The organism is Akkermansia sp. JRP_AM1 (assembly GCF_049262625.1).
Lineage (GTDB): Bacteria > Verrucomicrobiota > Verrucomicrobiia > Verrucomicrobiales > Akkermansiaceae > Akkermansia > Akkermansia massiliensis.
This window is the reverse complement of record NZ_CP118234.1, coordinates 1,216,509-1,238,846: the sequence shown is the minus strand read 5'-3', so window position 1 is coordinate 1,238,846 and position 22,338 is coordinate 1,216,509. Positions and strand designations below refer to the sequence as shown.

The following is a 22,338-nucleotide window of genomic DNA, read 5'->3' as shown; positions in this document are numbered from 1 at the left end:
TGATTAAAGCATTCATTCTAAATTTGATTTACCCTGGACAGAACCCTGTCCACATAATCAAAATTATTGCTATTATATCTGGAAATGCACCATTGTCTAGAAGTATTCATCCAGGCGCAGTAGTGGCCGCTTTTTCCGGGATCATAAAGAAAACCGGGGGAGCGCACCTTGGTGCCGGGTTCGTTAATCTGCCGGGAACATTTGGAAGCTCCGTTATATGCCTTAAGCGTGCAAAGCTGGGCGATGGTACAGGCCGTTCCTTCCGCAAATGAATAATCATACGGAACCCCCTGGCCTGGATTGGTATCGGCCGCACGATAAACCGGGAGAGCACTTTCAGGCGCTTCCGCCTGCTGCTGCTGGAGTTGACGGAGCATCCACCTGTGCGCCTCATTGTATTTGACAAGGATGATTTGAAGGGCTGCCTGGATGTTTTTCTGCCAGTTCCATATTTGCTCCCTTGGGATGGCGGTATATATGCCGTCTCCCCCTGCCGTTCCCGTCACTTGAAAAATGCCGTAACCGCCGGCGCCGGCGGTATCCTGGCTATGAAGCGGAATTCCTTCCGCCCCGGGCTCCCTCCGGTACTTGCCGCCTCCGGCCAAAAATTGATTGTACAAGGATGACGGGGCATTACTCCAGGAGAAGGGGTAATAAACCGCCTCGCCGCCATATCCAAATGATTCGCTTTTGCCTACGGCGGGAAGACACCATTCCATGGAGGCCAAAGTATCCGGATACATTTGAAGCACGTAGGACTGAATATACCGGGTGCACATTTGATCGTCCGGATTCTGCCCTCCGATGCGGAAACGATAGATATCCGCTCCTGTATAGGAGGAGTGGCCGTTTTTGGATTTAATTTCAAATTCCAGACTGGCATTTCCTCCAAAAAAGCCTTCATTCACCTCTTCAAGCCAATCCGTATCCTCCGCAATATTCCATAAGGACACTGGCTGTTCTTTCCAATTTTCCTGAATGGAAGGGATATGTACTGTATCTTTATCCAAAACGGCCCGGTTGCGATCCCGGGTTCCGGCAGGGGCATCTGCATATTGGATCGCCGGGCGGCTGTAGCTTACCGTCAGCCTGGTTTTCCAGGAAAAACGCCCGGCATCCAACCCTTTTATTTCAAAATGCAAACTGGGCATTCTAGGACTGCTTTCCTGGCCGGAACCTGTCTCTGCATAATCAATCCATGCAATCGTGTCAGTATTCCTGCCGTCCACATATCCCAGCGCATCGGAATGATCATCTTCCTGCGGTACGACCAATCTTTCCGATACTCCAAACAGCGGAGCCGGAAAAGCCTTCAAGGTGACGGGATGAATATCCACTTCCGTAATCAGAGTTCCAAAAGTTCCGCCTTCCTCACATTCCATGGAGAGCCATATGTCCTCCCTTCCCGTATTGAATTCCTGGGAACGCTTGAGGCGCATCAGCAAGCATCTGTCTCTCCATTCCCCCGGGATAATTTCACCCTCCTTGACATTCAACGAGGCGATTACTTCTCCGGTATTCTGCGACGGGTCTCCCAGCGTGACTTTAACATGGTAACTATTGTTAACCTTGTTGCCATCATCACCGCGCCTGCCCCGGTCCTTCCACGAAATTACATAAAATCCCGCGGCATAATCCGGAGTGTCAAACGAGTCCCTGTCTTCAAAGAACATGATCCTTTGTTTGATGCCTCCGGAAGTTTTGTCAGAATCCAGCTCTGCACATGTAACATGATCACTTTCTACGGACCAGTATTCTATTTTTGTTCCGCGGAGGGCATACCATTTCCGGATTCTGGAAGCACGGTCGGAAGTTCCTTCCGTGGAAGAAATGAATCCATATTTAAATTCGACGCCTTCCGCATATCCCTGATCGTGTTTCTGATTTAATGCTCCCGTTGAACCCATCTTCCCGTTTTCAATCTTTATTTCATGCCGGGAATCACCGTTATTTATTGAAATTGCGTTATTCATTGCATTTAGTATTTTTATGGAATGCCATCGTAAATATCGGTTTTTTGGGATTCAACCATTACTTGACGAATTAAACACGGACGATACGTGCCTCTACTCCCTCCTGTTGAAAATAAGCAAATTCCATAAATGCTGCCACTACGGGCGGAAAGTCCAAAGGACTACCCAAACTGCTCGCTCCCAGAGGCGGAAGAACAATAAATAAAGCTTGCCCGTTGTCCCCCAGCAACCTGAAAGACAAGGACAAGCTTTTTATAAAAATAAAGAATCGAAAACGCGGAAGCTATAAAATCATCTAGCGGCTTCCGCCGTTTTACGGATGATTTCACGGGCCTTGCGCACGTCGTCCTCATGGGAATCGCCGCGGCTTCTTTCCACGGTGAAGAGCTTGGAAAGCTCCTCATCCATGCGGGCCACGGCGGCTTTCGCCTTCGGGTTCTTCGCGGCGCGGGCGCGCAGGATATTGACCTTTTCAAATTCTTCCAGCCCGTCTCGGAGTTTTTCAAACCGCAGGGAACTGAGGTTGCCGGGATAAACCAGGTAGCAGTCTCCCGCGGGCCAGTTGCCGAAGTCCGTCTTTTCAAACGGATTGCGGTTCCAGGAGTTGTAGGCCCACCTCAAAAAGCCGTCCAGATGGTTGGCGGCGGCAAAGAGGGGCAGCCATTCCGCCTCCGCCAGCGGGGAGATGGTAAAGGTGTTGGGCTTTTTGGGATGGACGCAAACATAGAACGTCGTCTTCTTCCCCTCTTTCTTGCGCTGCGCCAGGAGATCGCCCGTGACCGTGTCCGCATGGTCGAGCACGGGAGAGACGTCATACACGTCCCGGGTCATGGCGGTAGGCCGGTTGACGGCGGAGACGATTTTGAATTCCGGAGCATACTTGTCCAGCACGTTCTTGGCCGCCTTTACCATGGAGTCCGGCCGTTCATCCAGCCCGATGCAGGTCTTGTCCAGCCATCCCTTGCTCTTGACATGCTTGCGGAAATCCGTCAGGAAAGGCCCCCAGATGGCTTCGTAGGAAGGGTCGTTCGGCTTGAGGTCCAGGAACTTGTATTTTCCGGTAGCTTCATCCAGATAACGGACTTTCATGTTCCACGGAATCATGGTGTAGCAGGATATCTGGCCCTTGACGCCCACCTCGTTGATCATGAAGGAAACCCATTTGTCAAAGTTGGCGTAGTTCCAGCGCATGGTTCCGTTCTTGCCCTTGATCCATTCGATCATGGGGGGAACCAGTCGTAGGTCTGGGCGTTCCAGGCTTCATCAATCAGGGAGCAGGTAATGGCCTTCTGCCCGGCATCCGCCAGCCTCTTCATCACCGGCTTCATCAGCGCGAAATGTTCCGGAGACCACGGTTCCACATCATGCCAGCGCGCCACAGCCTGCGGATGCTGCCAAAGGTCCAGGTGAACCTGCCAATTGGCGGGCGCAGGCAGAGATTCCGGAGCCACTTCCAGAACTACGGGAACGCTCACGGGAGAGCCGCTTTCCGCGGAAACCACTATTTTTCCCTTGTACACGCCGGGTTTGGCGGACGGGGGAATGTTAACTTCCACCCAGACGGGACGCACGCCCCCGGCCTGCAGGTCACAGCTGTTTTCACTGCCGATGATATCTGAAATGAGCCTGTTGCCTCCCTTGGTGTAGCGTATCATGGAGGTCCGGACGGGAATGACCTGTCCGGCAGCATTTTTTACCCCGGCGCAGGTAGCGGATAACTGGGGCTGCGCCTGGGAAGACCAGACGGCAATCTGTCCGGCGGCGCGTTCGCCCCTCCAGCCGGACAGGCGCACGGAATCCTGAAGCATTTCCTGCCTGGGAGCGCCGCTGTAAGGGATGCGGTCATAATCCTTCACCGCCGCGGCTTGCAGGTTCAGGGCGGCATCAGGGCCGTAGCCCTTGATTTCCACCAGGTGCCCTCCCTTGTCATTGCCGGCGTTGTTGCCCAGGAAGGTGATTTTGACGTACCGGACCGTCTGGGGATTGAATTTGAAGGGGACGCCTTCCGAGGTGGCCGCAATGCTGTTGGAAGACTGGTCCGCCAGCATTTTCCAATTTTTGCCGTCTTCCGAGCCTTCTATTTTATACTTGTAAATGCGGCCCCCCTCCCAATATGGCCAGACATGCAGGGCGGAAAGCGCGCGGGGCTTCCCCATGTCTATCTGAAGCCAGACGGGAATGCCCTCACATCCCCAGTATTTGCCTGCGTTGTTCGCCTGGCCGTCCACGGCCAGTTCCGGACGGTCGTTGCCGTAATGCCCGGAAGCGGTGACTTTGGCCCCGGCAAACAGGTTGCCCGCATCACCCGTCGCTCCGGCGGAAACCAGGGCGGGTTCATATAGCGGGTGCCTGTCCGGCGACTGGGCCTGAACAAAAGACGTTAAGGCAATAACGGAACACAGAGGAAAAAGAAAACGGCGCATGCGTATATTACGTGCAGGAATTCCGTTTTCTCTCAAGAAAAAAGAGTGTTTCCGCTATTCCGCCAAAGGACGCACCGGAATGCCCCTGGAGGCAAAGTAGGTTTTGGCTTCCGGCACCGTGTATTCGCCGAAGTGGAAGATGGAAGCCGCCAGCACGGCGTCCGCCTTGCCCTCCACCAGCACGTCCACCATGTGGTCCAGGCTGCCCGCTCCTCCGCTGGCGATCACGGGAATGCGCACCGCCTCGCTGACGGCGCGGGTCAGTTCAATATCGTACCCGGTTTTGGCCCCGTCCGCATCCATGCTGGTCAGCAGGATTTCCCCGGCACCGCGGCGTTCCGCCTCCACGGCCCATTCCACGGCATCCAGCCCCACGAATTTACGGCCGCCATGAGTGGAAACGCCCCATTTGCCGGGCGCCTGCCTCTTGGCGTCAATGGCTACGACGATGCACTGGCTGCCGAAGGCCGCCGCGCCTTCATTGATCAGTTCCGGACGGTTGATGGCCGCCGTATTCAGGGACACCTTGTCCGCGCCCGCCAGAAGCATTTCACGCATGTCCATTACGGAACGGATGCCTCCTCCCACGGTCAGCGGCATGAAGCAGCAGGCCGCCGTGCGGCGCACCACGTCCACCATGGTGGCGCGGCCGTCGGAAGAAGCGGTGATGTCCAGAAAAACAAGCTCGTCCGCCTGCTGGGCATCATATGCCCTGGCGCATTCCACCGGGTCACCGGCATCCCTCAGGTTGACGAAATTGGTCCCCTTGACGACTCTGCCGTCCGTTACGTCCAGACATGGAATGATTCTTTTTGCCAGCACGGCCTTATCAAGCCATCACCGCCAGCAAAGGGAAAGCCTAAAATACGGCTTGCCGCAGGATGCCTATGATGGGAAAAAACGTCTCTTTCCTATAAATATCCCGTTGCAAGCTTTCTTTGTCATCTCCATCAAATTTGAAGACAATTCCTTGAATTTCAATAAATGGATAAATGTATAGAAAGCATTTTACACACGCTTTCCTCCTCCTGTTCAATAAATGTCTGCGGATTAAGAATCCGCAAACAATAAAAAATGTTAACAATTAATTTACTGTACATTTTAATACATTGAAAATACTATCATTATAGTATTCCTGGTCTTTTTTGAATTCATCCTTTCCATACTTGCTCCGCAAGTTATACAAAATTTGTATTTCACATAAAAAAACCGGATTCTTAATCCGGTAAACGGGTGGAAATACTTCCTTCCAGTATTTTTGACTCAAAAGTTTAATAAAATGAAGAAAACACTTTCTCTTCTGGCCGTCACGCTCCTCGGCATTTCCGGCGGCCACGCCGCCGTCACCCTGGTTTCCGGATTTTCCCGGTTTGACCAGACTTCACCGGACAGCGGCACCGCTGTTTCTGACCTGGGAACGAAGTCCCTCAGCTGGACGCTTAACGACGCTATCTGGAATAACGACGGAACATGGACGTCCAATGCGACCAATTCAAAGAAAAACGGGCTTAATGTTTCTTCCCTTCAGCTTTCCGGAGCTGCCGGCTATACGGTGAACATTAACTTCTCCAGCGCCGCCAGCCTGGACAACACGGATTCCCTCTTCTGCGCTTCCATTGGCGGAACCGGTCTTAATTCCATTGTAGGACGCTATGAAAGCGGCAAGATAGGCATCGCCAACAATGGCGGCAGCTCGGGACGTCCCGCAAGCGGCTTAAGCAGCACCGCCATTGACTTCAACAGCCCGTTTTCACTGACTCTCTCCGTTCAGGCAGGGGGAGCCTACAGCGTGTTCATTACGCAGAACGGCACCACTCAAACCGTATCCTGGCCCAACATGGCCCAAGCCGGAAATCTGGACCAGCTCTATATCGGCTGCTGGGCAACCTTGAACGGGAACCAGAGTTCCCCGACGGTATCCGGCCTCAGCTTCTGGGAAGGCGCGGCAACGCAGGATGACCTGGCAGCCATCATCAACGTTCCGGAACCGGCCACTGCCTCCCTGAGCCTTCTGGGGCTGGGCGCACTGCTCCTGCGCCGCCGGAGAAAGTAAAATTTCCTCCTGTCGGGCCGCTGGCGGTTTCATGCAGCCAGCGGCTTTTGTTTTTTATCCCTTTGAATCCAACTGCCATGAAATTTTCATCACTTTACCGCAGTCTGCTGTTCATCCCCATAACGGCGGCTTTCATCGGCGCGGCAGAAGCCAAGACGCTTCAATTATACATCCTGACAGGACAATCCAATTCCCTGGGAGCCGTCAAGGGGTCTCCGGCGTCCGCGGAGCTGCTGGAACAGTACAGGTCCGATGGAAGCACCAAATTCTGGCACAATAATTTCAACAAGATCACCGGCAGTTCCGTAGACTGCAATCCGCCAGCTTCCTCTTCCTGGGGTTCTGTCGTACCCCAGGTGTGCGGAACGGAGTCAAGCAATTACAACTGCATGGGGCCGGAGTACGGCTTTGCCGCCATGATGGAGCGCAAGGGATGGTCCCTGGGCGGCCCTGGCTCCGGACATGCGGACATGGGAATCGTCAAGGCTACTCTGGACGGAGGAGGCAATTCCTATTGGAACAAAGGCACGAACGCCTATAATGCCATAGTGGAGACCGTCAGGAAGGCTTGTGAAAACGCCCTGGCCAACGGTTACGACAAGGTGGAGATCATGGGCGTAATGTACCTTCAGGGAGAGTCCAATACAGTCACTGACAGCAGTAATGCCGCCAATTCATTTTTAACGTTTCTGGACAACTTGCAGGGGGACCTTGCCCGGGATGGAGTGGACACCGGCCCTCTGGCGGCACATCAGGCCATTCTGGGAGAACAGGCCAAGTGGGGCACAACCAACGTCACGAATGCTGAAACGGGGGACGTCACCGGAGGATTCAACGGCAATGAAGGTTCTTCCGGAACAACCCGCGACCAGCAGGAAGCCCTGGCCCGGGCAAACGACAACATGGGCTGGGTTCCGACACGGGACCTCGCCAAAATCACCTCCGGCGACAACATGGGCGTCCATTACGACGGAAAGTCCCAGATCACCATCGGAGCGCGGTATCCCTATGAGGCGGCCAGGCTGGCCGGGTACGATACGGGTACGGTCCGCAGCGGAAATTACGACGCCGCTCTCTCTTCCACGGAAGCCTGGATGAACGGCAAGCTCCCCGTGGACAGCACGGCCGTCTGGGACGCAGCCTCCTCCGCCAAGGATAACATGGTGAGTTCCGCCGCCGGAACCAACGCCGTGCTTTACGGCATCAGGATTGAAGATACATACCTGAACACCATCACCATCCGGGGCGTGGCCGTTGACGGCAGTTCCGCTCCCTCCATGCAGGACGGCCATTTGATCCTGGGGAGCGGCGGCATCGACATCGCAACCGGAAAAAACCTGAACATCGCTTCCGTGCTGGAGCTTCAGGGCGACCAGCAATGGAACCTTGCGGGAAGAAGCACCCTGTCCATCCGGGGAGCAGTTCTTCCGGCAACCATCAGCTCACGTTCATCACGGGAACGGGAGACGTCGCCATCCGCAATTCCACCCTTGCGGCTGATCCCTCCGGAATCGCCAGAGTGGAGGTCAGCGCCTACGTCAATACGGATGCCGCCGCTTTTACGGGAAACTGGACCGTCGGTCCGGGAGTGGAAGTAACAATGAACGGCACGGATACCAAGACCGCCGGCTCCGGCTGGGGAACGGGCTCCGTCACGCTCCAGGGGGCAACCGTCCTTGCCGGCTGGGAACACGTGACGTCCAATACGTGGAGCAACCGTTTCATTCTGGAGGAAGGCACCGTTTCCTCCTTCGGGAGCTCCACCAACGCCACCGGAAAAGTCCTGACCCTGTCCGGCGGGATTTCCGGAAATGGGGCCTTGTCCAAGACCACCGGCAATACGCTGGTTCTGGCCCATGCCAATACCTATGCGGGAGGCACCCAAATCCGGGGAGGCACTTTGCGGCTCGGAGACAAAAGCGCCCTGGGCACGGGAACGGCGGCCGTTCACACGGGAGGAACGCTGGATTTGAACCGTTATGACGTTTCCAACACCATCCGCCTGTCCGGAGGGGAGGTGCTGAACTGGGGCACCGTTGCGCGCGTGGAAATCGGCCACCAGGTGGTCTGGGCGGACCAGCACCTGGAAGGAACACTCGCCTTGTCCAACGGCTCCCGCATCCTGGCCGGCAATTCCATGACGCTGGGAACGGGCGACAGCCTGGCGGCGGGGAATTTTACCGTGGAGCTTTCATCCATGAACCTGGTGGAAGGAGGCGAAGGGCTGGCCTCCATCATCATGACGGGAGGCGTCTTGAACCTGCTGGACGGCCTGACTCTGGACGTCAGCGGCATCCTTGCTCGCTCCGGCACCATGTCCTTCAGGATTACGGATATTTCAGGGGGTACTCTGGAAGGGCTTTCCTCCGCGGAAGATTTTTCCCTGGCAGAGGCCGCCCATGGCTGGAATGTGCTGGATTACGACGCTTCCACGGGAATCGTGACGCTTTCCGTGCCCGAACCGTCCTGTGCCCTGCTGGGGCTCCTGGGCATGGCGGCTCTGCTGGCAATGCGCCGCAGGGCCTGACTTTTCCCCCTGCTCCCGAAGCCAGCAGGAGCGCCGCCAGCCTTTGCGGCGCTCCGTGACCGGACCTGAACAGCCCGGGGATTTAACTGGAAGTTATGCCTTCCTCCTCCCAGCCGCCTTTCCTCTGCGCGCGTTGGAAATAACCGGAGTAAACAGGGCGAAATGGGGCAAACGGCTTAATAGCTTTTCTTTCCATGTCCAGGTGCTAGACTCCGCGCAAGGCATCTCCACCCATGACAACCACACGCTCGGGATTTACCAAACTTGCAGCTATCTGCATTGCCATCCTTCTGGGGGCCGTCATCTGGGAGCTGGGGTGGCCCCTGACGCATGCGGAGCATGAATGGTCGCGCCTGATTGCGGCCGTCGCCACGCTGGGCCATTTGACGGGCGTGCTGGGCTCCTTCTTCCGGAAGGAGATCAACCGCCCTTCCCTGAGGCTGCTGATTTTCCAGATTATCTGCTGCCTGCTGATCTTCCTGCTGATTGCCAGGGAGCAGCAGGAGGACAGTTACATGAGGTTTACGGAGCTTTCCCGCCTGGTGATTACGGCAGGGCTGATCGCCATCCCCACGCTGATGTCCCTGACCAGGATTTTTGAATGGCTGCTGGGCAAGCAGAAAAAAGGGCGCCCGCTGATGGCTCCCGCCATGCAGTTCGTAACCTCCCTGGGAGTGGTCATCCTGGCGGGCACCGGGCTGCTTCTGCTCCCCAATTCCACGTATCCGGGCATCACGCTGAGCTTTACGGACGCCCTGTTCACCAGCACCAGCGCCGTGTGCGTCACCGGTCTGAACGCCGTGGACTTCGCCAACACCTTCACCCCGCTGGGGGAAATGTTCACGCTTGCCCTCATCCAGATCGGCGGGTTCGGCATCATGACGTTCGCCTACTTCGTGGCCATGGTGGCGGGCCAGGGCTTTTCCCTGCGGGACCGCGTGCTTCTGACGGACCTGCTGGACGAAGGGAACCTGGGGTCCGTGGTCTCCTTCATCACCACCATCGTAGTCAGCACGCTGTTCATTGAACTGTGCGGGGCCGTCCTCCTGTACTTTTCCTGGGAAGGAAAGGATATCAACCTGATGGGGGAACCCCTGTGGTGGCACTCCCTCTTCCACTCCGTTTCCGCCTTCTGCAACGCGGGTTTTTCCACGTTCCCGATGAATCTGATGGAGCCGGGCATCCGCCTGTGCTACAGCGGGCAGGCCGTCATCATGGCGCTGATCGTATGCGGCGGCCTGGGATTCGGCATTTACAAGGAAATCAACTCCCGCCTGGTCAACCGCTTTCTGGCCAAGCACCGCCGCCTGCGCATGCAGTGGACCCCGTATTTCAAACTGGTGATGATCGCCACGGGCATTCTGCTGGCTGGGGGCGCCCTGTCCATTTTTGCCGTTTCCGCCCCCCACACTTCCGAACCGCTGGGGCAGCACCTCTGGAGCTGCCTTTTTGACAGCGTCACGGCCCGCACGGCGGGATTCAATATCAGCGACTACAGCCGCTACCTGCCCGCGGCCAGCCTCATCATGTGCGGCCTGATGGTGGTGGGCGGCAGCCCCGGCGGCACGGCGGGCGGCATGAGAACCACCACCTGCGCCATTGCGGGCGCGGAAATCCTGCGCATCCTCCGCGGCCGGGACCACGTGGAATTCTTCCACCGCCGCATTGACCAGCGCACCGTGGCGCGGTGCGTGATCACGGTGGTGGTCTCCTGCGCCTGGATCGGCTGTTTCACCATTCTTATTTGCAGCCTGGAGCCCGCCATGAGCTCACTGGATATCTTCTTTGAAAACTGCAGCGCTTTTGCTACGGTAGGCGTGTCGCGGGGAATCACGCCCAATCTGAGCGACCCTTCCAAGTATCTTCTCATCATCAACATGCTCGCCGGCCGCGTGGGGCTTTTCGCCTTCCTCATCGCGCTGGCCGGCACCCCTACCCCGCGGCATTACCGCTATCCATCCGTCAAAATTCCGTTAACCTGAACATACCATCATGAGATATACCGTTATCGGCCTGGGCCAGTTTGGACAGGAGCTCTGCACGGAGCTTTCCGCCCGCAACATTGAAGTAGTGGCCGTCGCCTCCACGGATGAAGAACTGGAGCAGATCAAGGACCTGGTGACTTACGCCGTGGTGACGGATTATACCAATCCGGCCGCCCTGCGGGAACTGGAGCTGGACGACCAGTCCGCCGTGATCGTCGCCATCGGGGACAGCTTTGAAGAAAACCTCCTCGTCGTCACGCACCTCCAGAAAATGGGCGTGCGCTACATCTACGCCCGCGTGATGAGCCCGGTGCACGAGCACATTTTAAGCCAAATGAACGTGTACGCGCTCATCAACCTGTCGCGCGTGGCCTCCAAGCAGCTCGCCAGCCAGCTGGAATCCCCGGAATTCCTGCGCGTCTCCCCCATGGATGAGAACCACAGCATCGTGGAAATAGCCGTGCCGCGCATCTGGGTGGGCAAACGCCTCCGGGACGTGGGCCTGCGCACGGAGCACCATCTCAACCTGCTCACCATCCGCCGCGGAGAAGCCCAGACCCCGCAGGGGCGCCGGGAAATTCTTCCATCCCGCGCATTCCCGTCATTGGCACCCCTTCCCCGGATCTCGTCTTTGAAGACCACGACATCCTGATCCTGTTCGGCAAGGAGACGAACCTGATTGAATTCGCCCAGTTGTCCAAGGGCCTGTAAACCCGGACCAGTCCCATTCCGGAAACCGGTCTTTCAGGACAGCTCTTCAAAAGCGGTCATCAAGCGCTTTTCAGAGATACGGCCCTTGACGGAGATAGCGGGGGCGAAGACGGCCAGGCGGTATTCTTCCAGCAGATAGCCGTACTGCGTCCAGCGCGGGTCGCCGTCATGTTCCGGCAGGGCCTGATGCCAGGGGAGGTACACGCGTTCAAAGAGGTCCAGGCGTTCCAGCTCCCTGGCCAGGGGCTGCTGGCCGATGCGCCTGATGCGTTCCGCGATGCCCTGCATGTACCGTTTCAGGTCCGGCAGGCGTTCCGCTCCATGCGCCCACAGGAAGCGGGAGCGGAGCAGCCAGTCAAGCTGGCGCCGGAGGTCAGCCGTGATGCGCTCCGTATGGCGCACGCCCTGCTGCGCGGCCATAAAGTCCCTGGCGGCATGCTCCGTGGCCGCTATCAACTCCCAGACGTCCGCCACGCTGTGGGCGGCGTCAAAGAGGTTCTGGCGCAGGCTCATTTCCGCAGCGGCGAATTGTTCCGCCGTGCGCGGGAGGGGGCGGCCCATGGCGATCTCCGCGGAGACGTCCACCAGGTCGTCCGCATTGGTGGACGGGTCCCTGCCCAGCATGTGCAGGGAAAGCTTCCCTTCCAGTTTCAGCGGGAATTTCTTGCGGAGGTGGTTGAGCTGGTCCGTCTGGCGCAGGCGCATGAAGCGCAGGCAGCCTCTCCGGTGGGCTTCTTCCGCGCGCAGTTCATCCTCAAAAACGCGGACGCCTACAGACGGGCCTTCATCCACCAGGGCTACGTAACCCGGCCTTCCCGCCACGTCCACCGTGCGCTCCAAATCTCCGCAGGTCCATTCCTTCATTCCGGTTACGGATACGATGTCCGCCGCTGTTTCCCGGAACCGGCGGGAGAGCTTTTTGCCCAGCCGCGCATTCAGCTCCGCAACGTCCGTACCCATGGCAAGCTCTTCTCCTTCGTCGTCGCAGACCCAGATTTTCGTGACCAGCTCCGCCGGAATGCGGTTCATGTCAAAGAAGGAGGGAGCGCAGAAACGCCCGGTTTCCGCTTCCACGAATTCCGCCAGCTTCTGCGCCAGCGGCCCGTCCGGCTCCAGGCCATGCCGGAGTTCCGCAAAGTAGGCGGCCTTCTGGCTGATGGGCTGGAGAAAGACGCGCAGGTCCTTGGGAAGGGTGCGCAGCAGGCATTCCGCCCGCTGGGCCAGATGGCCCGGGACGCCCCATTCCGGCAGCCATTCCGGCACGTCCGGCAACTGGTCAATATGGACGCCCAGCGTCACGCCGTCATCTTCCGCGCCGGGGTCATTCTGGTAATACACGGCGTATTCCGCGCCGCCGCAGGAAATTTCATCCGGAAAGCCGTCCAGAAGGTCCCTGCCCCAGAAATCATACATGGCCTCCTGCGGCGGAACGTGCAGGGCTTCCGGGTTGTCTTTTTCCATGCTTCCGGCCCAGCGCAGAAAGGCCCTGGCCGTGCAGCAGTCCTGCGGAATGAGCCTGTCAAAGAATTCAAAAACGCCTTCCTCGCACCAGACCTGGTCCGGGCGGCGCAGCTTCAGTTCTATCTGCCGCACTTCCTCCCGGAGCGTTTCCAGATGCCTGATGCATCCGGGTTTCGTACGGAAGCCGCCGCCCAGCAGTCCTTCACGGATCATGATTTCCCGCGCATGGGCGGGATTGATGCGGCCATAGTGGACGCGCCTGTTGTCAATGATGCGCAGACCGCCGCACACCACGCGCTCCACGGCGTAAACCGCGCCCTGCTCTTTGTCCCACCGGGCTCCGGAATAATGGGATTCACAGAGATGGGGAGCCACCTGTTCCACCCATTCCGGCTCCAGCCGGGCGGCGCGGCGCATCCACAGGCGCGTGGTGTCCACCAGCTCCACGCCCATCACCCATTCGCTCCGCTTCTTGCGGCGGAACAGGCCGGAACCGGGAAAGATGCCGAAGGAGCGTCCCCCGGCGCCGCGGTATTCCCGGTTGTCCGCATCCCAGAGGCCGAACTGGCGCGGAACGCCCGCCAGGATGCTCCGGTGAATCATGGCGAAGGAAGCCTGCCGTTCCACTTCCGCCTCCAGGGGGGGATCCTGCATTTCAAGGTTTCCTTCAGCAGCCGGGAAAGGTCTTCCCACAGGTTGAACCATTCCATCATGCGGTTGAAATTGAGGAAGTTTTTCCCGCACCATTTCCGGAGCTGGTTTTTGTGCCAGCGCCGGCCTTCCCGGAACTGCCACGCAGCCTTCCACAGTTTGAGCAGGGACAGGAAATCGCTGTCTTCATCCTTCCACTGCGCGTGGGCCTGGTCCGCCTTCTGCGCGGCATCCGCCGGACGTTCCCGGGGATCCATGATCCCCAGGCCGGCCACAATCACCAGCATCTCCGGCAGGGCCTGTTCATGCTGCGCTTCCAGCAGCATGCGGCCCAGCCGCGGGTCAATGGGCAGCCGCGCCAGCTTCCTGCCCACGGGCGTGAGCTGCCGGGCCTTGTCCAGGGCGCCGATTTCCCGCAGGGTGCGGTAGCCCTCCGTGACCAGCTTGGAGGAAGGAGGGTCCGGAAGGGGGAATTCCGGCATTTCCGGAAGACCCAGGTCCTTCATCCGGAGAAGAGCCCCGGCCAGCGCGCTGCGCCTGATTTCCGGGTCCGTGAAGTCCGGCCTGTCCTCCCAGTCCTCCTCACTGTACAGGCGGATGCAGACGCCCTCGCACACGCGGCCGCAGCGGCCAGCACGCTGGCGCGCGCTGGCCTTGGAGACGGGTTCTATCTGAAGCCGCTGCACCTGGCGCGCTGGGCTGTAGCGGCTGACTCGCGCCAGGCCGGAGTCAATGACGTAAATGATGCCGGGAATGGTCAGGGACGTTTCCGCCACGTTGGTCGCCAGCACGATGCGGCGGCAGCTGCGTTCCGGATGAAAAATCCTTTGCTGGTCTCCAAGGCCCAGCCTGGCAAAGAGGGGGAGGATGCGCGTATTCCTCAAATTCCGGCCTTCCAGCTTTTCCGCCACTTCACGTATTTCACGCTCTCCGGGGAGGAAGACGAGCACGTCCCCGCGGTCGTCCAGGGTGTCTAGCCAGTCCACGGCGCGCGCCACATGGGCGGGGAGCTCTTCATCATCACGCAGAGGCGGCAGGTAATGAAGGTCCACCGGATAGGTACGGCCTTCCACCTGGACGATGGGGGCGCCCCGAAGAACTCGGAAAAGCCACCCGCATCCAGCGTAGCGGAGCTGATGACCAGCCGCAGATCCTTCCGCCTGTCCAGCAGAAGCTTCAGGTAGCCCAGCAGAAAGTCGATGTTGAGGCTGCGTTCATGGGCTTCATCCAGAATCAGGGTATGATACTGGCGCAGGTCCGGATCATGCTGCGTTTCCGCCAGCAGAATGCCGTCCGTCATGAACTTCAGGCGCGTGTCCGGCCCGGCTTTTTCCTCAAAGCGCACCTGGTAGCCCACCAGGCCGCCCAGTTCGCAATTCAGTTCCTCCGCCACACGGCGGGAAACGGAAGCCGCGGCCAGCCTTCTGGGCTGGGTGCACCCTACCCTGCCCCGCGCCTCCCCGGCAAGCTCCATGGCCATTTTGGGAAGCTGGGTGGTCTTGCCGGACCCGGTTTCACCCACCACCACAATGACCTGATGCTCCCGCATCGCCGCCAGAATGTCGTCCCGGCGGCGGGAAATGGGGAGGTCCGGATAAGTGATGTTCATGATGGAGGGGAGAAAAAAACCCTGCAAGAACGTCCTGCAGGGTTGATGGAAAAGCCGGAAAGGATTTCTTTACTGCCGGGGTTTGGGAAGGGCGATGCGGCCGCTCCGGGTCAGCATCTGCACGTCGTAATCCTCAATGAGAGACAGGAAGCGGTCAATCTTGTGCTCACCGCCCGTCACTTCAATGGTCAGGGCGTCCCGCGTGACGTCCACGATGCTGGCGCCCAGGATCTGGCAGAATTCAATGACTTCATGCCGCGAAGCGGAATCCACGCCGATGCGGGTCAATACCGTTTCCCGGTACACGTTGTCCGTGTTGCGGAAATCCACTACTTCCACCGTGTTGACGAGTTTTTCCAGATGCTTGATGATCTGGTCCAGAACATCCTCCTTTTCGCGTACGACGATGGTCATCCGTGAAAAGCGCGGGTCCTGGCTAGGGGCAACGTTCAACGAATGAATATTGTAGCCCCGTCCACTGAACAAACCGGCAATGCGGGCAAGCACGCCAAATTTGTTTTCAACAAGTACGGAGATAGTATGACGAGTCATAAGTTTAATTTCTTAAAGGTGATGCATTATAGGCGCTTTTGACTGCCAGTCAAGCCCGCGGCATAAGGATGCCGGAAAACGCTTCTCCGGATGCGGTCTTCCGCAGACGCCGCACAGGCGGAATTCAAAGCTCCCGCGGCATGATGGCGTTGCTCTTCGTCGCCGTGGGAATGCGGGGCAGCAGCGTCTTTTCGGAAACCGGGCGGGCATCCACTTTCACGTTGAACTGCTGCCCGTCACGGGAAACGGTCAGCAGGGCCGGCCCCTCCCTCAAAGCCCTGACCAGTGCATCCATAGTGCTGACGCTCTGATGATTCACGGCAAAGACCATGTCCCCGGCCTGGAGGATCTGCCCCACGGATTTCTTCGGATTCACCTGGATGACCAGCAATCCCCGCGCGCCGATGGACTGTTCCTCAGCGGTGAGTTCACGCAGGTGCATGCCCACTCCTTCCATAAAGTCCTCCCACGGAGAAGGAACGTTCTTTAAAATGCTGTCCCCCACTTTCAGGGTGACGTTCATTTTTTGTCCCTTGCGCCAGATTTTCAGCCGGAATTTGTCGCCGATGGAAAGATTTTCAATGTGGTCCTTCACATCCTTGTCGGTCTGGATGGGAACTTCATTGAAGCTCAGCATCACGTCTCCCGTCTGAAGGCCCGCCTGCTCCGCCGGGGAACCGGGCTTCACGATGTTGACTACTGCGCCGCCTGCTTCATGGTAGTCCAGGAAACTGCGGAGCGGGGAGTATTGCGCACAATGTCCAGCCCCAGGTATCCTCTCATGGGGCGTCCATGCCTGCAAATCTGCTCAAAGCTGTGCACCACCAGATTGGAGGGAATGGCAAAGCCGATGCCAGCGTAGTTTTTCTCCACATTGGGAAGCACCGATTTGTTGATGCCGATGATTTCACCGCGGATGTTGATGAGAGGCCCTCCGGAATTGCCGGGAAAGATGCTGGCATCCGTCTGGATCAGGTCCAGGCCGGAATCCACCAGCTTGCGTTCACGGGCGCTGATGATGCCGCGGGAAACCGTCGTCCCCAGTCCATAGGGGTTGCCGCAGGCCAGGACGATCATGCCGGGTGCAATCTCGTCACTGTTGCCGAACGGAAGAGGCGTGAAGGCCATCGGGTTTTCCACCTGCAGCACGGCGATGTCCAGCTCCGGATCCACCCCTACCAGGCGCACGGAAACGCTTTTCCCGTTGCTCAGCGTGACGCGCAGCGCATGCTTGTTCTGAATGACATGGTAGGCGGTAATGATATGCCCCTCTTCCGTGACGATGACGCCGGAACCCAGGCCATGGACCGCCAGCCTTTTTTCAATCATGGATTCGCCGTCTTCGGAAGGCTGCGGCACGCTGGTCACGCCCGTGGTGTCTATGCTGACCAGCACCCGTTCCACCAGCCGGGCGACGCGTGAATATTCTTCATTGAGCTGGTGCAGGATGGGAACGTCCTCCTCCTTGAGTTCGGACTGCTGCGCCATCGTAAACACCTCAGACCGGAAGGAAACGTTCTTCTCCGTAACGCGGCTGTTCCACCTCCAATAGGCAACGGAGACGACGGTCATCATAACCGTCATCATGATGACAAGTAAAGCCCGTGTCCATATAGTCGATCTCATGGAAATGCCCTGCCGTAGTAACGATCAAACGGTTTGCGGCTTGATCACGAGGAGATGCCTGAAAAATGGACCTGGAAGACTCCAGCCGCTTTTTGACATTCCGGTTCTATTGATACTATTTAAGCCTATTCTCTTCAAATGAAAAAACTTTCAAATGACAAATACGTCTTTTAACGAGGCATATTTTATGATACCGTATGGGTACGGTTTTATGGGTACCAGCACTTTACAACAACAAGCCATTCACCTCGTTTTCGGTACGGACGAAGGAATGGTGCGTGAAAAGGCTTCCGGCATCTTTGCCGCCCTGACGGAAGGCACGAATGAATTTTCCCATGAAATCCTGGAAGCGGCCTGCGGCGATTCCGATGAAGCGGACCAGGTGACGCGCCAGGTCATGGAAGCCCTGCGCACGCTGCCGTTTTTTCCGGGCCGCAAGGTGGTCTGGATGAAGAACTGCAATTTTCTGGGGGATTCCGTCACGGGGCGTTCCTCCACCACGGAAGCGGCTCTGGACTCTCTCAGGCATCTGCTGGAAGGGGGGCTGGGACCGGACGTCCTGCTGCTCATCTCCGCCTCCGAATTTGACAAGCGCCGTTCCTTTAACAAATTCCTGCTCCAATCCGCCGCCGCGGAGGAACTGAACAAGCCGGACATCACCAAGGCCGGCTGGGAAGGCAGCCTGATGCCCCTTATCAACAAGGAGGCAGGCGCGCGGGGCATGAACTTCGATTCCGCCGCTCTGGAGTTATTCATTCACCGCGTCAGCGAATCCTCCCGCCAGATTATTTCCGAAATTGAAAAACTGGACCTTTATCTGGGCGCGGACAGGCGCACCGTGATGCCGGAGGATGTGGAGCGCATGGTTCCGCTGACGCGCACAGGCGTTATTTTTGAAATTTCACGTGCTCTGGAAAACAAGAAGAGCGACGCGGCCATCTCCCTGATTGACTTTCAACTGGAACGCGGTGAAAACGCCGTCACGATCATGCGCGCAGCGTTTATCCCCACGCTGAGAAATCTGCTGGCCGCCAGGCTTTTATGTGACGCGTTCAATCTGAAGCCCACCAACTTCAAGGAATTTACGGCCCGCATCTCCTCCCTGCCCTCCTATGCCGCGGCGCTGATTCCCCTGAAAAAAGACGGCACTCCCAATGCGTACCCGCTTTTCCTGGCGGCGCAGAACGCTTCCAAATTCAAGACGGAACGGTTGAAGCAGACTTTAAAGGAATGCATGAAGGCGGACAAGGCCCTGGTATCTTCTTCGCTTGATCCGCGGCTGATTCTGCACCGTCTTGCCATTTGCTCCGCATCCTGATGAATTCCTCTCCTTCCCCCGCCTCCTCCCTGTTCGACGTCCTCGTCGTCGGCGCCGGGCACGCAGGCATTGAAGCGGCGTTGGCCGCCTCCCGCCTGGGGTGCTCCGTCGCCGTTCTGACCCACAACCTGGATACCATCGGGCAAATGTCCTGCAACCCGGCCATCGGGGGGCTTGCCAAAGGCCACATTGTCCGGGAAATAGACGCCCTGGGAGGGGCCATGGGACTGAATACGGATGCCACCGCCATCCAGTTCCGGATGCTGAACGCCTCCAAGGGGCCCAGCGTGCGCGCACCCCGCGCCCAATGCGACAAAACGGCCTACCGAGCACGAATGAAAATGGTTCTGGAAACCGCCCCGGGCATACGCCTGTTCCAGGGTGACGTGGTCAAACTGCTCGTCAACGGGGAGCAGCAGGTGACGGGAGCCGTCACTTCCCTGGACTACACCATCTGCGCGCGCAGCGTGGTCATCTGCTCCGGTACATTCATGCAGGGGCTGCTGCACGTGGGTCTTCAGCACATAACGGGCGGCCGCATGGGCTGCGCTCCTTCCAGCCTTTCCACCGACCTCGCCGCGCTTGGCTTTCAAGTGGAACGGCTTAAAACGGGCACCTCCCCGCGCGTCAATGGAAGATCCATTGACTTTTCCGTTTGTGAAATGCAGCCCGGAGACGCGCCGGAGGCTCTGTTCAGTTACCGTTCCCGCGACGTACTGAAACGCGCTTCCGAACCTTTCTGCACCCTGAACACATGGGGAGACGAAGACTTCCGCATGAAGCAAATGCCGTGCTGGATTACCTACACCAATCAGACCACCCACGACATTATCCGGGACAATTTAAAATTCAGCCCTCTCTATAGCGGCATCATTGAGGGCATAGGCCCCCGGTACTGTCCTTCCATTGAAGACAAAATCGTGCGCTTTGCGGAAAAAACCAGCCACCAGGTCTTCCTGGAGCCGGAAGGCCGCAGTACGGAGGAATTCTACCTCAATGGCGTTTCCACCTCCCTGCCCTACTCCGCGCAATGCGATTTCATCCACACCATTCCCGGCCTGGAAAACGCCCAACTGATTCGTCCGGGGTATGCGGTGGAATATGATTTCTGCCCTCCCACGCAGCTGCACCCTACTCTGGAAACCAAGCTGGTGGAAAACCTGTACTTTGCAGGACAAATCAACGGTACCTCCGGCTATGAAGAAGCCGCCGCGCAAGGTCTGATGGCGGGAACAAACGCCGCTCTGAAAACTCTGGGCAAGCCCTCCCTGGTGCTGCGCCGCGACCAGGCCTACATCGGCGTCATGATAGACGACCTTGTCACCAAGGGAACGGACGAACCGTACCGCATGTTCACCAGCCGGGCGGAATTCCGGCTGCTGCTGCGCCAGGACAACGCGGACCTGCGCCTGGCCCCCCTGGCTTTTGAAACGGGCCTCATCACCCGCGAAACGTTCAGGAAAACGGAAGACAGGCAAAACGCCATTGAGGAAGGAATAGCAAAAGCAGCTCTGCTTAAACATGAAGGCGTTTCCCTTTCCACCTGGCTCAAGAGGCCAGGCAATGACTGGACCCTGCTGCCTGAAGAACTGAAAAAAATGTTCCACGTGGAACATTTGGATGCCATTGCCACGGATATCCAGTATGAAGGCCACATTGAAAGACAGAAAAAACAGGCGGAAAAAATCACCCGGATGGAAAGTAAAATCATTCCTGCCGACATTGATTACGAACGCGTTCACGCCCTGAAAAAAGAAGCGGTCATCAAGCTGGGCAGCATACGTCCTGCCACTATCGGGCAGGCTTCCCGCATTCCGGGCATTACTCCGGCGGACATTGCCCTGCTGCTTGTTCATTTGCAAAAGCGCGGCAGGCAGCAGGCATGAAAGCCTGCGCCGTTTTCATGCCGGGGCTTTAAATTTGAATACGGCCCAACTCCTGAATGCTGAAAACTTGCATGCATGCAAGGTAAAAGCCTCATGCTCTCCCTATGACCCGTTTTCCACTCCCTGCAGGCTCCGGTTTATAAACGAGGGGAGGGGGGACTTTTTCCTGAATATTTTCCCCTGTATGACCGATACGCTTCCGGCTCGGTTCATGCCATCCGGCTTGTCTTAAAAAAGGGACACGAACAGAGAGGATGCACAATGATGAGAAAAACCGCCGAATGGCAGGCTCACCGGTAATTAAAGATGCTTTCCCGGTTTAAAAACAATCCGGAAGGCGAATGAATAATTGACTGTGCCCGTTACCGGTAGCTTACGTCGCCCCGGATGCACACATCGCTTCCAAAGATGCTCACAACCGGCTGCTCAAGAAAGGCTTCACGTTCCAGGAATGAACCGCCCGTTACGCCGTCTGCGCCGCCGCCCGTTATGATGGGCGCGTAAAATCCCACCCATTCATCCACCAGGCCGGCTTTCAGGAATTCCCGGACCAGGCAGCCTCCCGCTTCCAGCAGGACAGTCCCTGTTTTTCTTTCATTATACAGATTTTTTAATAATTCCAAATAACTTGAAACGTTCTCTACAATCAGGGTCCGGTCACGGAATTCATCCGTCAGGCAAACGGAATCCGCAGGAATGGATGCGGCGTTGTGAGTCAGGATAATGCGCCAGGGCTGTTCCTTAAGGGAAGAAACGGGACGGTCCGGTTTTCTGATGGTCAGGGACGGATTGTCCAGGCGCATGGTATTTCCTCCGGTAAGAATCGCATCGCACTCAGCCCGCAGGGTATGTACGAAAGACCTGGATTTTTCATTCGTCAGCCACTGGGACCGTTCCGGACTGCGTGAAATGCGGCCGTCCAGGGACATGGCGCTCTTTGCGATCACCCATGGGCGCCCCTCCAGCATGTTCAGCCTGAATCCCCGGATTAAATGATCGCATTCCTTTTCCAGAATTCCGCGGGTGACTTGGATGCCTGCTCTCCCAAGAATATCAGCCGCGGCGCCGCGGTGTCTGGGATTGGGGTCTTGAGAGCCATAAACCACCCGTTTGAAATGGTGTTCCAGAATGGCTTCCGTACAGGGTGGCGTTTTTCCGGTGGTGCTGCACGGCTCCAGAGTAACGTACAGAGTGGAATCCGCAAACAGGGCCGCGTTGCCTCTGGCCGTTCCATCGGCAATAGCCTTCCTTTCCGCATGGGGCAGGCCGGCTTTTTCATGAAAACCGGAGCCGATCACCTGGTTTTCATGCACGATGACCGCTCCCACGCAGGGATTAGGACTTGTCAGCCCGACCCCTTTTTCGGCCAGTTTTACGGCCATGTTCATCCAGCGCGTATCTTGGTCCTCCGTGTTCATGCCGACCTTGTAGCACGAATGCGCGAGAAAGGACAATCACGTTGTGTGATTGAAGAATATTAGATTTAACAATATTAAATTCCTTCTTCTTCTACCCTGTGCCCAGTGTGAACAACGTTTTTACCGCCTGGGAATGAATGGATTG

Annotated in this window: 18 protein-coding genes; 7 read left to right on the top strand and 11 right to left on the bottom strand. The window is 57.5% G+C overall.

Annotation, left to right across the window (positions count from 1 at the left end; translation table 11 throughout):
- Positions 1 to 17: 17 nt before the first annotated feature.
- The 4 genes from PVA48_RS05795 to hisF form a co-directional block, all read right to left on the bottom strand.
- A complete protein-coding gene (locus PVA48_RS05795) occupies positions 18 to 1,673 on the bottom strand; it encodes a hypothetical protein (RefSeq protein WP_146018277.1) in 1,656 nt (551 codons plus the stop codon).
- A gap of 591 nt (positions 1,674 to 2,264) precedes the next feature.
- Positions 2,265 to 3,197, bottom strand: coding sequence for a DUF4091 domain-containing protein (locus tag PVA48_RS05790; protein ID WP_423232385.1), 933 nt, complete (start codon positions 3,195 to 3,197; stop codon positions 2,265 to 2,267).
- Positions 3,194 to 4,396 carry a glycoside hydrolase domain-containing protein gene (locus PVA48_RS05785; RefSeq protein WP_423232384.1) on the bottom strand — a complete coding sequence of 401 codons (1,203 nt, stop codon included), beginning with the start codon at positions 4,394 to 4,396 and terminating at the stop codon, positions 3,194 to 3,196. The genes PVA48_RS05790 and PVA48_RS05785 overlap by 4 nt, the downstream gene beginning before the upstream one ends.
- Positions 4,397 to 4,450: 54 nt before the next feature.
- Entirely contained in the window at positions 4,451 to 5,218 is a 768-nt protein-coding gene (hisF, locus tag PVA48_RS05780; protein ID WP_022396114.1) for an imidazole glycerol phosphate synthase subunit HisF, read from the bottom strand.
- 457 nt (positions 5,219 to 5,675) lie between these two features.
- On the opposite strand from hisF, the gene PVA48_RS05775 reads away from it, so the two are divergent.
- The 5 genes from PVA48_RS05775 (at position 5,676) to PVA48_RS05755 (ending at position 11,613) form a co-directional block, all read left to right on the top strand.
- A complete protein-coding gene (locus PVA48_RS05775; RefSeq protein ID WP_102727879.1) occupies positions 5,676 to 6,449 on the top strand; it encodes a PEP-CTERM sorting domain-containing protein in 774 nt (257 codons plus the stop codon).
- A 77-nt stretch (positions 6,450 to 6,526) separates the two neighbouring features.
- Positions 6,527 to 8,047: a sialate O-acetylesterase gene (locus tag PVA48_RS05770; RefSeq protein WP_423232383.1), complete on the top strand. Its 1,521-nt coding sequence runs from the start codon at positions 6,527 to 6,529 to the stop codon at positions 8,045 to 8,047.
- Positions 7,969 to 8,976, top strand: a complete 1,008-nt coding sequence (locus PVA48_RS05765) for an autotransporter-associated beta strand repeat-containing protein (RefSeq protein WP_423232382.1) — start codon at positions 7,969 to 7,971, stop codon at positions 8,974 to 8,976. The genes PVA48_RS05770 and PVA48_RS05765 overlap by 79 nt, the downstream gene beginning before the upstream one ends.
- A gap of 233 nt (positions 8,977 to 9,209) precedes the next feature.
- Positions 9,210 to 10,958: a TrkH family potassium uptake protein gene (locus PVA48_RS05760; protein WP_102727877.1), complete on the top strand. Its 1,749-nt coding sequence runs from the start codon at positions 9,210 to 9,212 to the stop codon at positions 10,956 to 10,958.
- Between the two features lie 10 nt (positions 10,959 to 10,968).
- Entirely contained in the window at positions 10,969 to 11,613 is a 645-nt protein-coding gene (locus PVA48_RS05755) for a potassium channel family protein (protein WP_423232381.1), read from the top strand.
- Between the two features lie 92 nt (positions 11,614 to 11,705).
- Here PVA48_RS05755 and PVA48_RS05750 read toward each other — a convergent pair whose 3' ends face one another.
- The 6 genes from PVA48_RS05750 to PVA48_RS05725 all read right to left on the bottom strand — a co-directional run bounded on the left by PVA48_RS05750 (position 11,706) and on the right by PVA48_RS05725 (position 17,532).
- Positions 11,706 to 13,787, bottom strand: a complete 2,082-nt coding sequence (locus PVA48_RS05750; RefSeq protein ID WP_423232380.1) for a DUF3418 domain-containing protein — start codon at positions 13,785 to 13,787, stop codon at positions 11,706 to 11,708.
- Positions 13,733 to 14,857, bottom strand: coding sequence for a helicase-related protein (locus tag PVA48_RS05745; RefSeq protein WP_423232379.1), 1,125 nt, complete (start codon positions 14,855 to 14,857; stop codon positions 13,733 to 13,735). The genes PVA48_RS05750 and PVA48_RS05745 overlap by 55 nt, the downstream gene beginning before the upstream one ends.
- Entirely contained in the window at positions 14,758 to 15,393 is a 636-nt protein-coding gene (locus tag PVA48_RS05740; RefSeq protein ID WP_423232378.1) for an AAA family ATPase, read from the bottom strand. The genes PVA48_RS05745 and PVA48_RS05740 overlap by 100 nt, the downstream gene beginning before the upstream one ends.
- A gap of 69 nt (positions 15,394 to 15,462) precedes the next feature.
- Positions 15,463 to 15,945 (bottom strand): acetolactate synthase small subunit, encoded by a 483-nt coding sequence (ilvN, locus tag PVA48_RS05735; RefSeq protein WP_022396120.1) that lies wholly within the window; start codon positions 15,943 to 15,945, stop codon positions 15,463 to 15,465.
- A gap of 124 nt (positions 15,946 to 16,069) precedes the next feature.
- Positions 16,070 to 16,633, bottom strand: coding sequence for a PDZ domain-containing protein (locus tag PVA48_RS05730; RefSeq protein WP_423232377.1), 564 nt, complete (start codon positions 16,631 to 16,633; stop codon positions 16,070 to 16,072).
- A gap of 8 nt (positions 16,634 to 16,641) precedes the next feature.
- Entirely contained in the window at positions 16,642 to 17,532 is an 891-nt protein-coding gene (locus PVA48_RS05725) for a S1C family serine protease (protein WP_423232376.1), read from the bottom strand.
- 250 nt (positions 17,533 to 17,782) lie between these two features.
- Between PVA48_RS05725 and holA the strand changes: the two genes are divergently transcribed.
- Together holA and mnmG are read left to right on the top strand one after the other, a co-directional pair.
- A complete protein-coding gene (gene holA / locus PVA48_RS05720; protein WP_180973197.1) occupies positions 17,783 to 18,889 on the top strand; it encodes a DNA polymerase III subunit delta in 1,107 nt (368 codons plus the stop codon).
- Positions 18,889 to 20,775: a tRNA uridine-5-carboxymethylaminomethyl(34) synthesis enzyme MnmG gene (gene mnmG, locus PVA48_RS05715; RefSeq protein WP_102728232.1), complete on the top strand. Its 1,887-nt coding sequence runs from the start codon at positions 18,889 to 18,891 to the stop codon at positions 20,773 to 20,775. Before holA ends, mnmG begins: the two co-directional genes overlap by 1 nt.
- Before the next feature lie 362 nt (positions 20,776 to 21,137).
- Here the strand turns inward: mnmG and ribD are convergent, their stop codons facing one another.
- Entirely contained in the window at positions 21,138 to 22,193 is a 1,056-nt protein-coding gene (gene ribD, locus PVA48_RS05710; protein WP_102727874.1) for a bifunctional diaminohydroxyphosphoribosylaminopyrimidine deaminase/5-amino-6-(5-phosphoribosylamino)uracil reductase RibD, read from the bottom strand.
- Positions 22,194 to 22,338 lie beyond the last annotated feature (145 nt).

Excerpts from the sequence above, each read along its gene's own strand:
- PVA48_RS05795 (WP_146018277.1), bottom strand. The coding sequence starts at position 1,673 with ATGTTCTTTGAAGACAGGGACTCGTTTGACACTCCGGATTATGCCGCG.
- PVA48_RS05790 (WP_423232385.1), bottom strand. The coding sequence starts at position 3,197 with ATGATCGAATGGATCAAGGGCAAGAACGGAACCATGCGCTGGAACTAC.
- PVA48_RS05785 (WP_423232384.1), bottom strand. The coding sequence starts at position 4,396 with ATGCGCCGTTTTCTTTTTCCTCTGTGTTCCGTTATTGCCTTAACGTCT.
- PVA48_RS05775 (WP_102727879.1), top strand. The coding sequence starts at position 5,676 with ATGAAGAAAACACTTTCTCTTCTGGCCGTCACGCTCCTCGGCATTTCC.
- PVA48_RS05770 (WP_423232383.1), top strand. The coding sequence starts at position 6,527 with ATGAAATTTTCATCACTTTACCGCAGTCTGCTGTTCATCCCCATAACG.
- PVA48_RS05760 (WP_102727877.1), top strand. The coding sequence starts at position 9,210 with ATGACAACCACACGCTCGGGATTTACCAAACTTGCAGCTATCTGCATT.
- PVA48_RS05755 (WP_423232381.1), top strand. The coding sequence starts at position 10,969 with ATGAGATATACCGTTATCGGCCTGGGCCAGTTTGGACAGGAGCTCTGC.
- PVA48_RS05750 (WP_423232380.1), bottom strand. The coding sequence starts at position 13,787 with ATGCAGGATCCCCCCCTGGAGGCGGAAGTGGAACGGCAGGCTTCCTTC.
- PVA48_RS05740 (WP_423232378.1), bottom strand. The coding sequence starts at position 15,393 with ATGAACATCACTTATCCGGACCTCCCCATTTCCCGCCGCCGGGACGAC.
- ilvN (WP_022396120.1), bottom strand. The coding sequence starts at position 15,945 with ATGACTCGTCATACTATCTCCGTACTTGTTGAAAACAAATTTGGCGTG.
- PVA48_RS05725 (WP_423232376.1), bottom strand. The coding sequence starts at position 17,532 with ATGATGACGGTTATGATGACCGTCGTCTCCGTTGCCTATTGGAGGTGG.
- holA (WP_180973197.1), top strand. The coding sequence starts at position 17,783 with ATGGGTACCAGCACTTTACAACAACAAGCCATTCACCTCGTTTTCGGT.
- mnmG (WP_102728232.1), top strand. The coding sequence starts at position 18,889 with ATGAATTCCTCTCCTTCCCCCGCCTCCTCCCTGTTCGACGTCCTCGTC.
- ribD (WP_102727874.1), bottom strand. The coding sequence starts at position 22,193 with ATGAACACGGAGGACCAAGATACGCGCTGGATGAACATGGCCGTAAAA.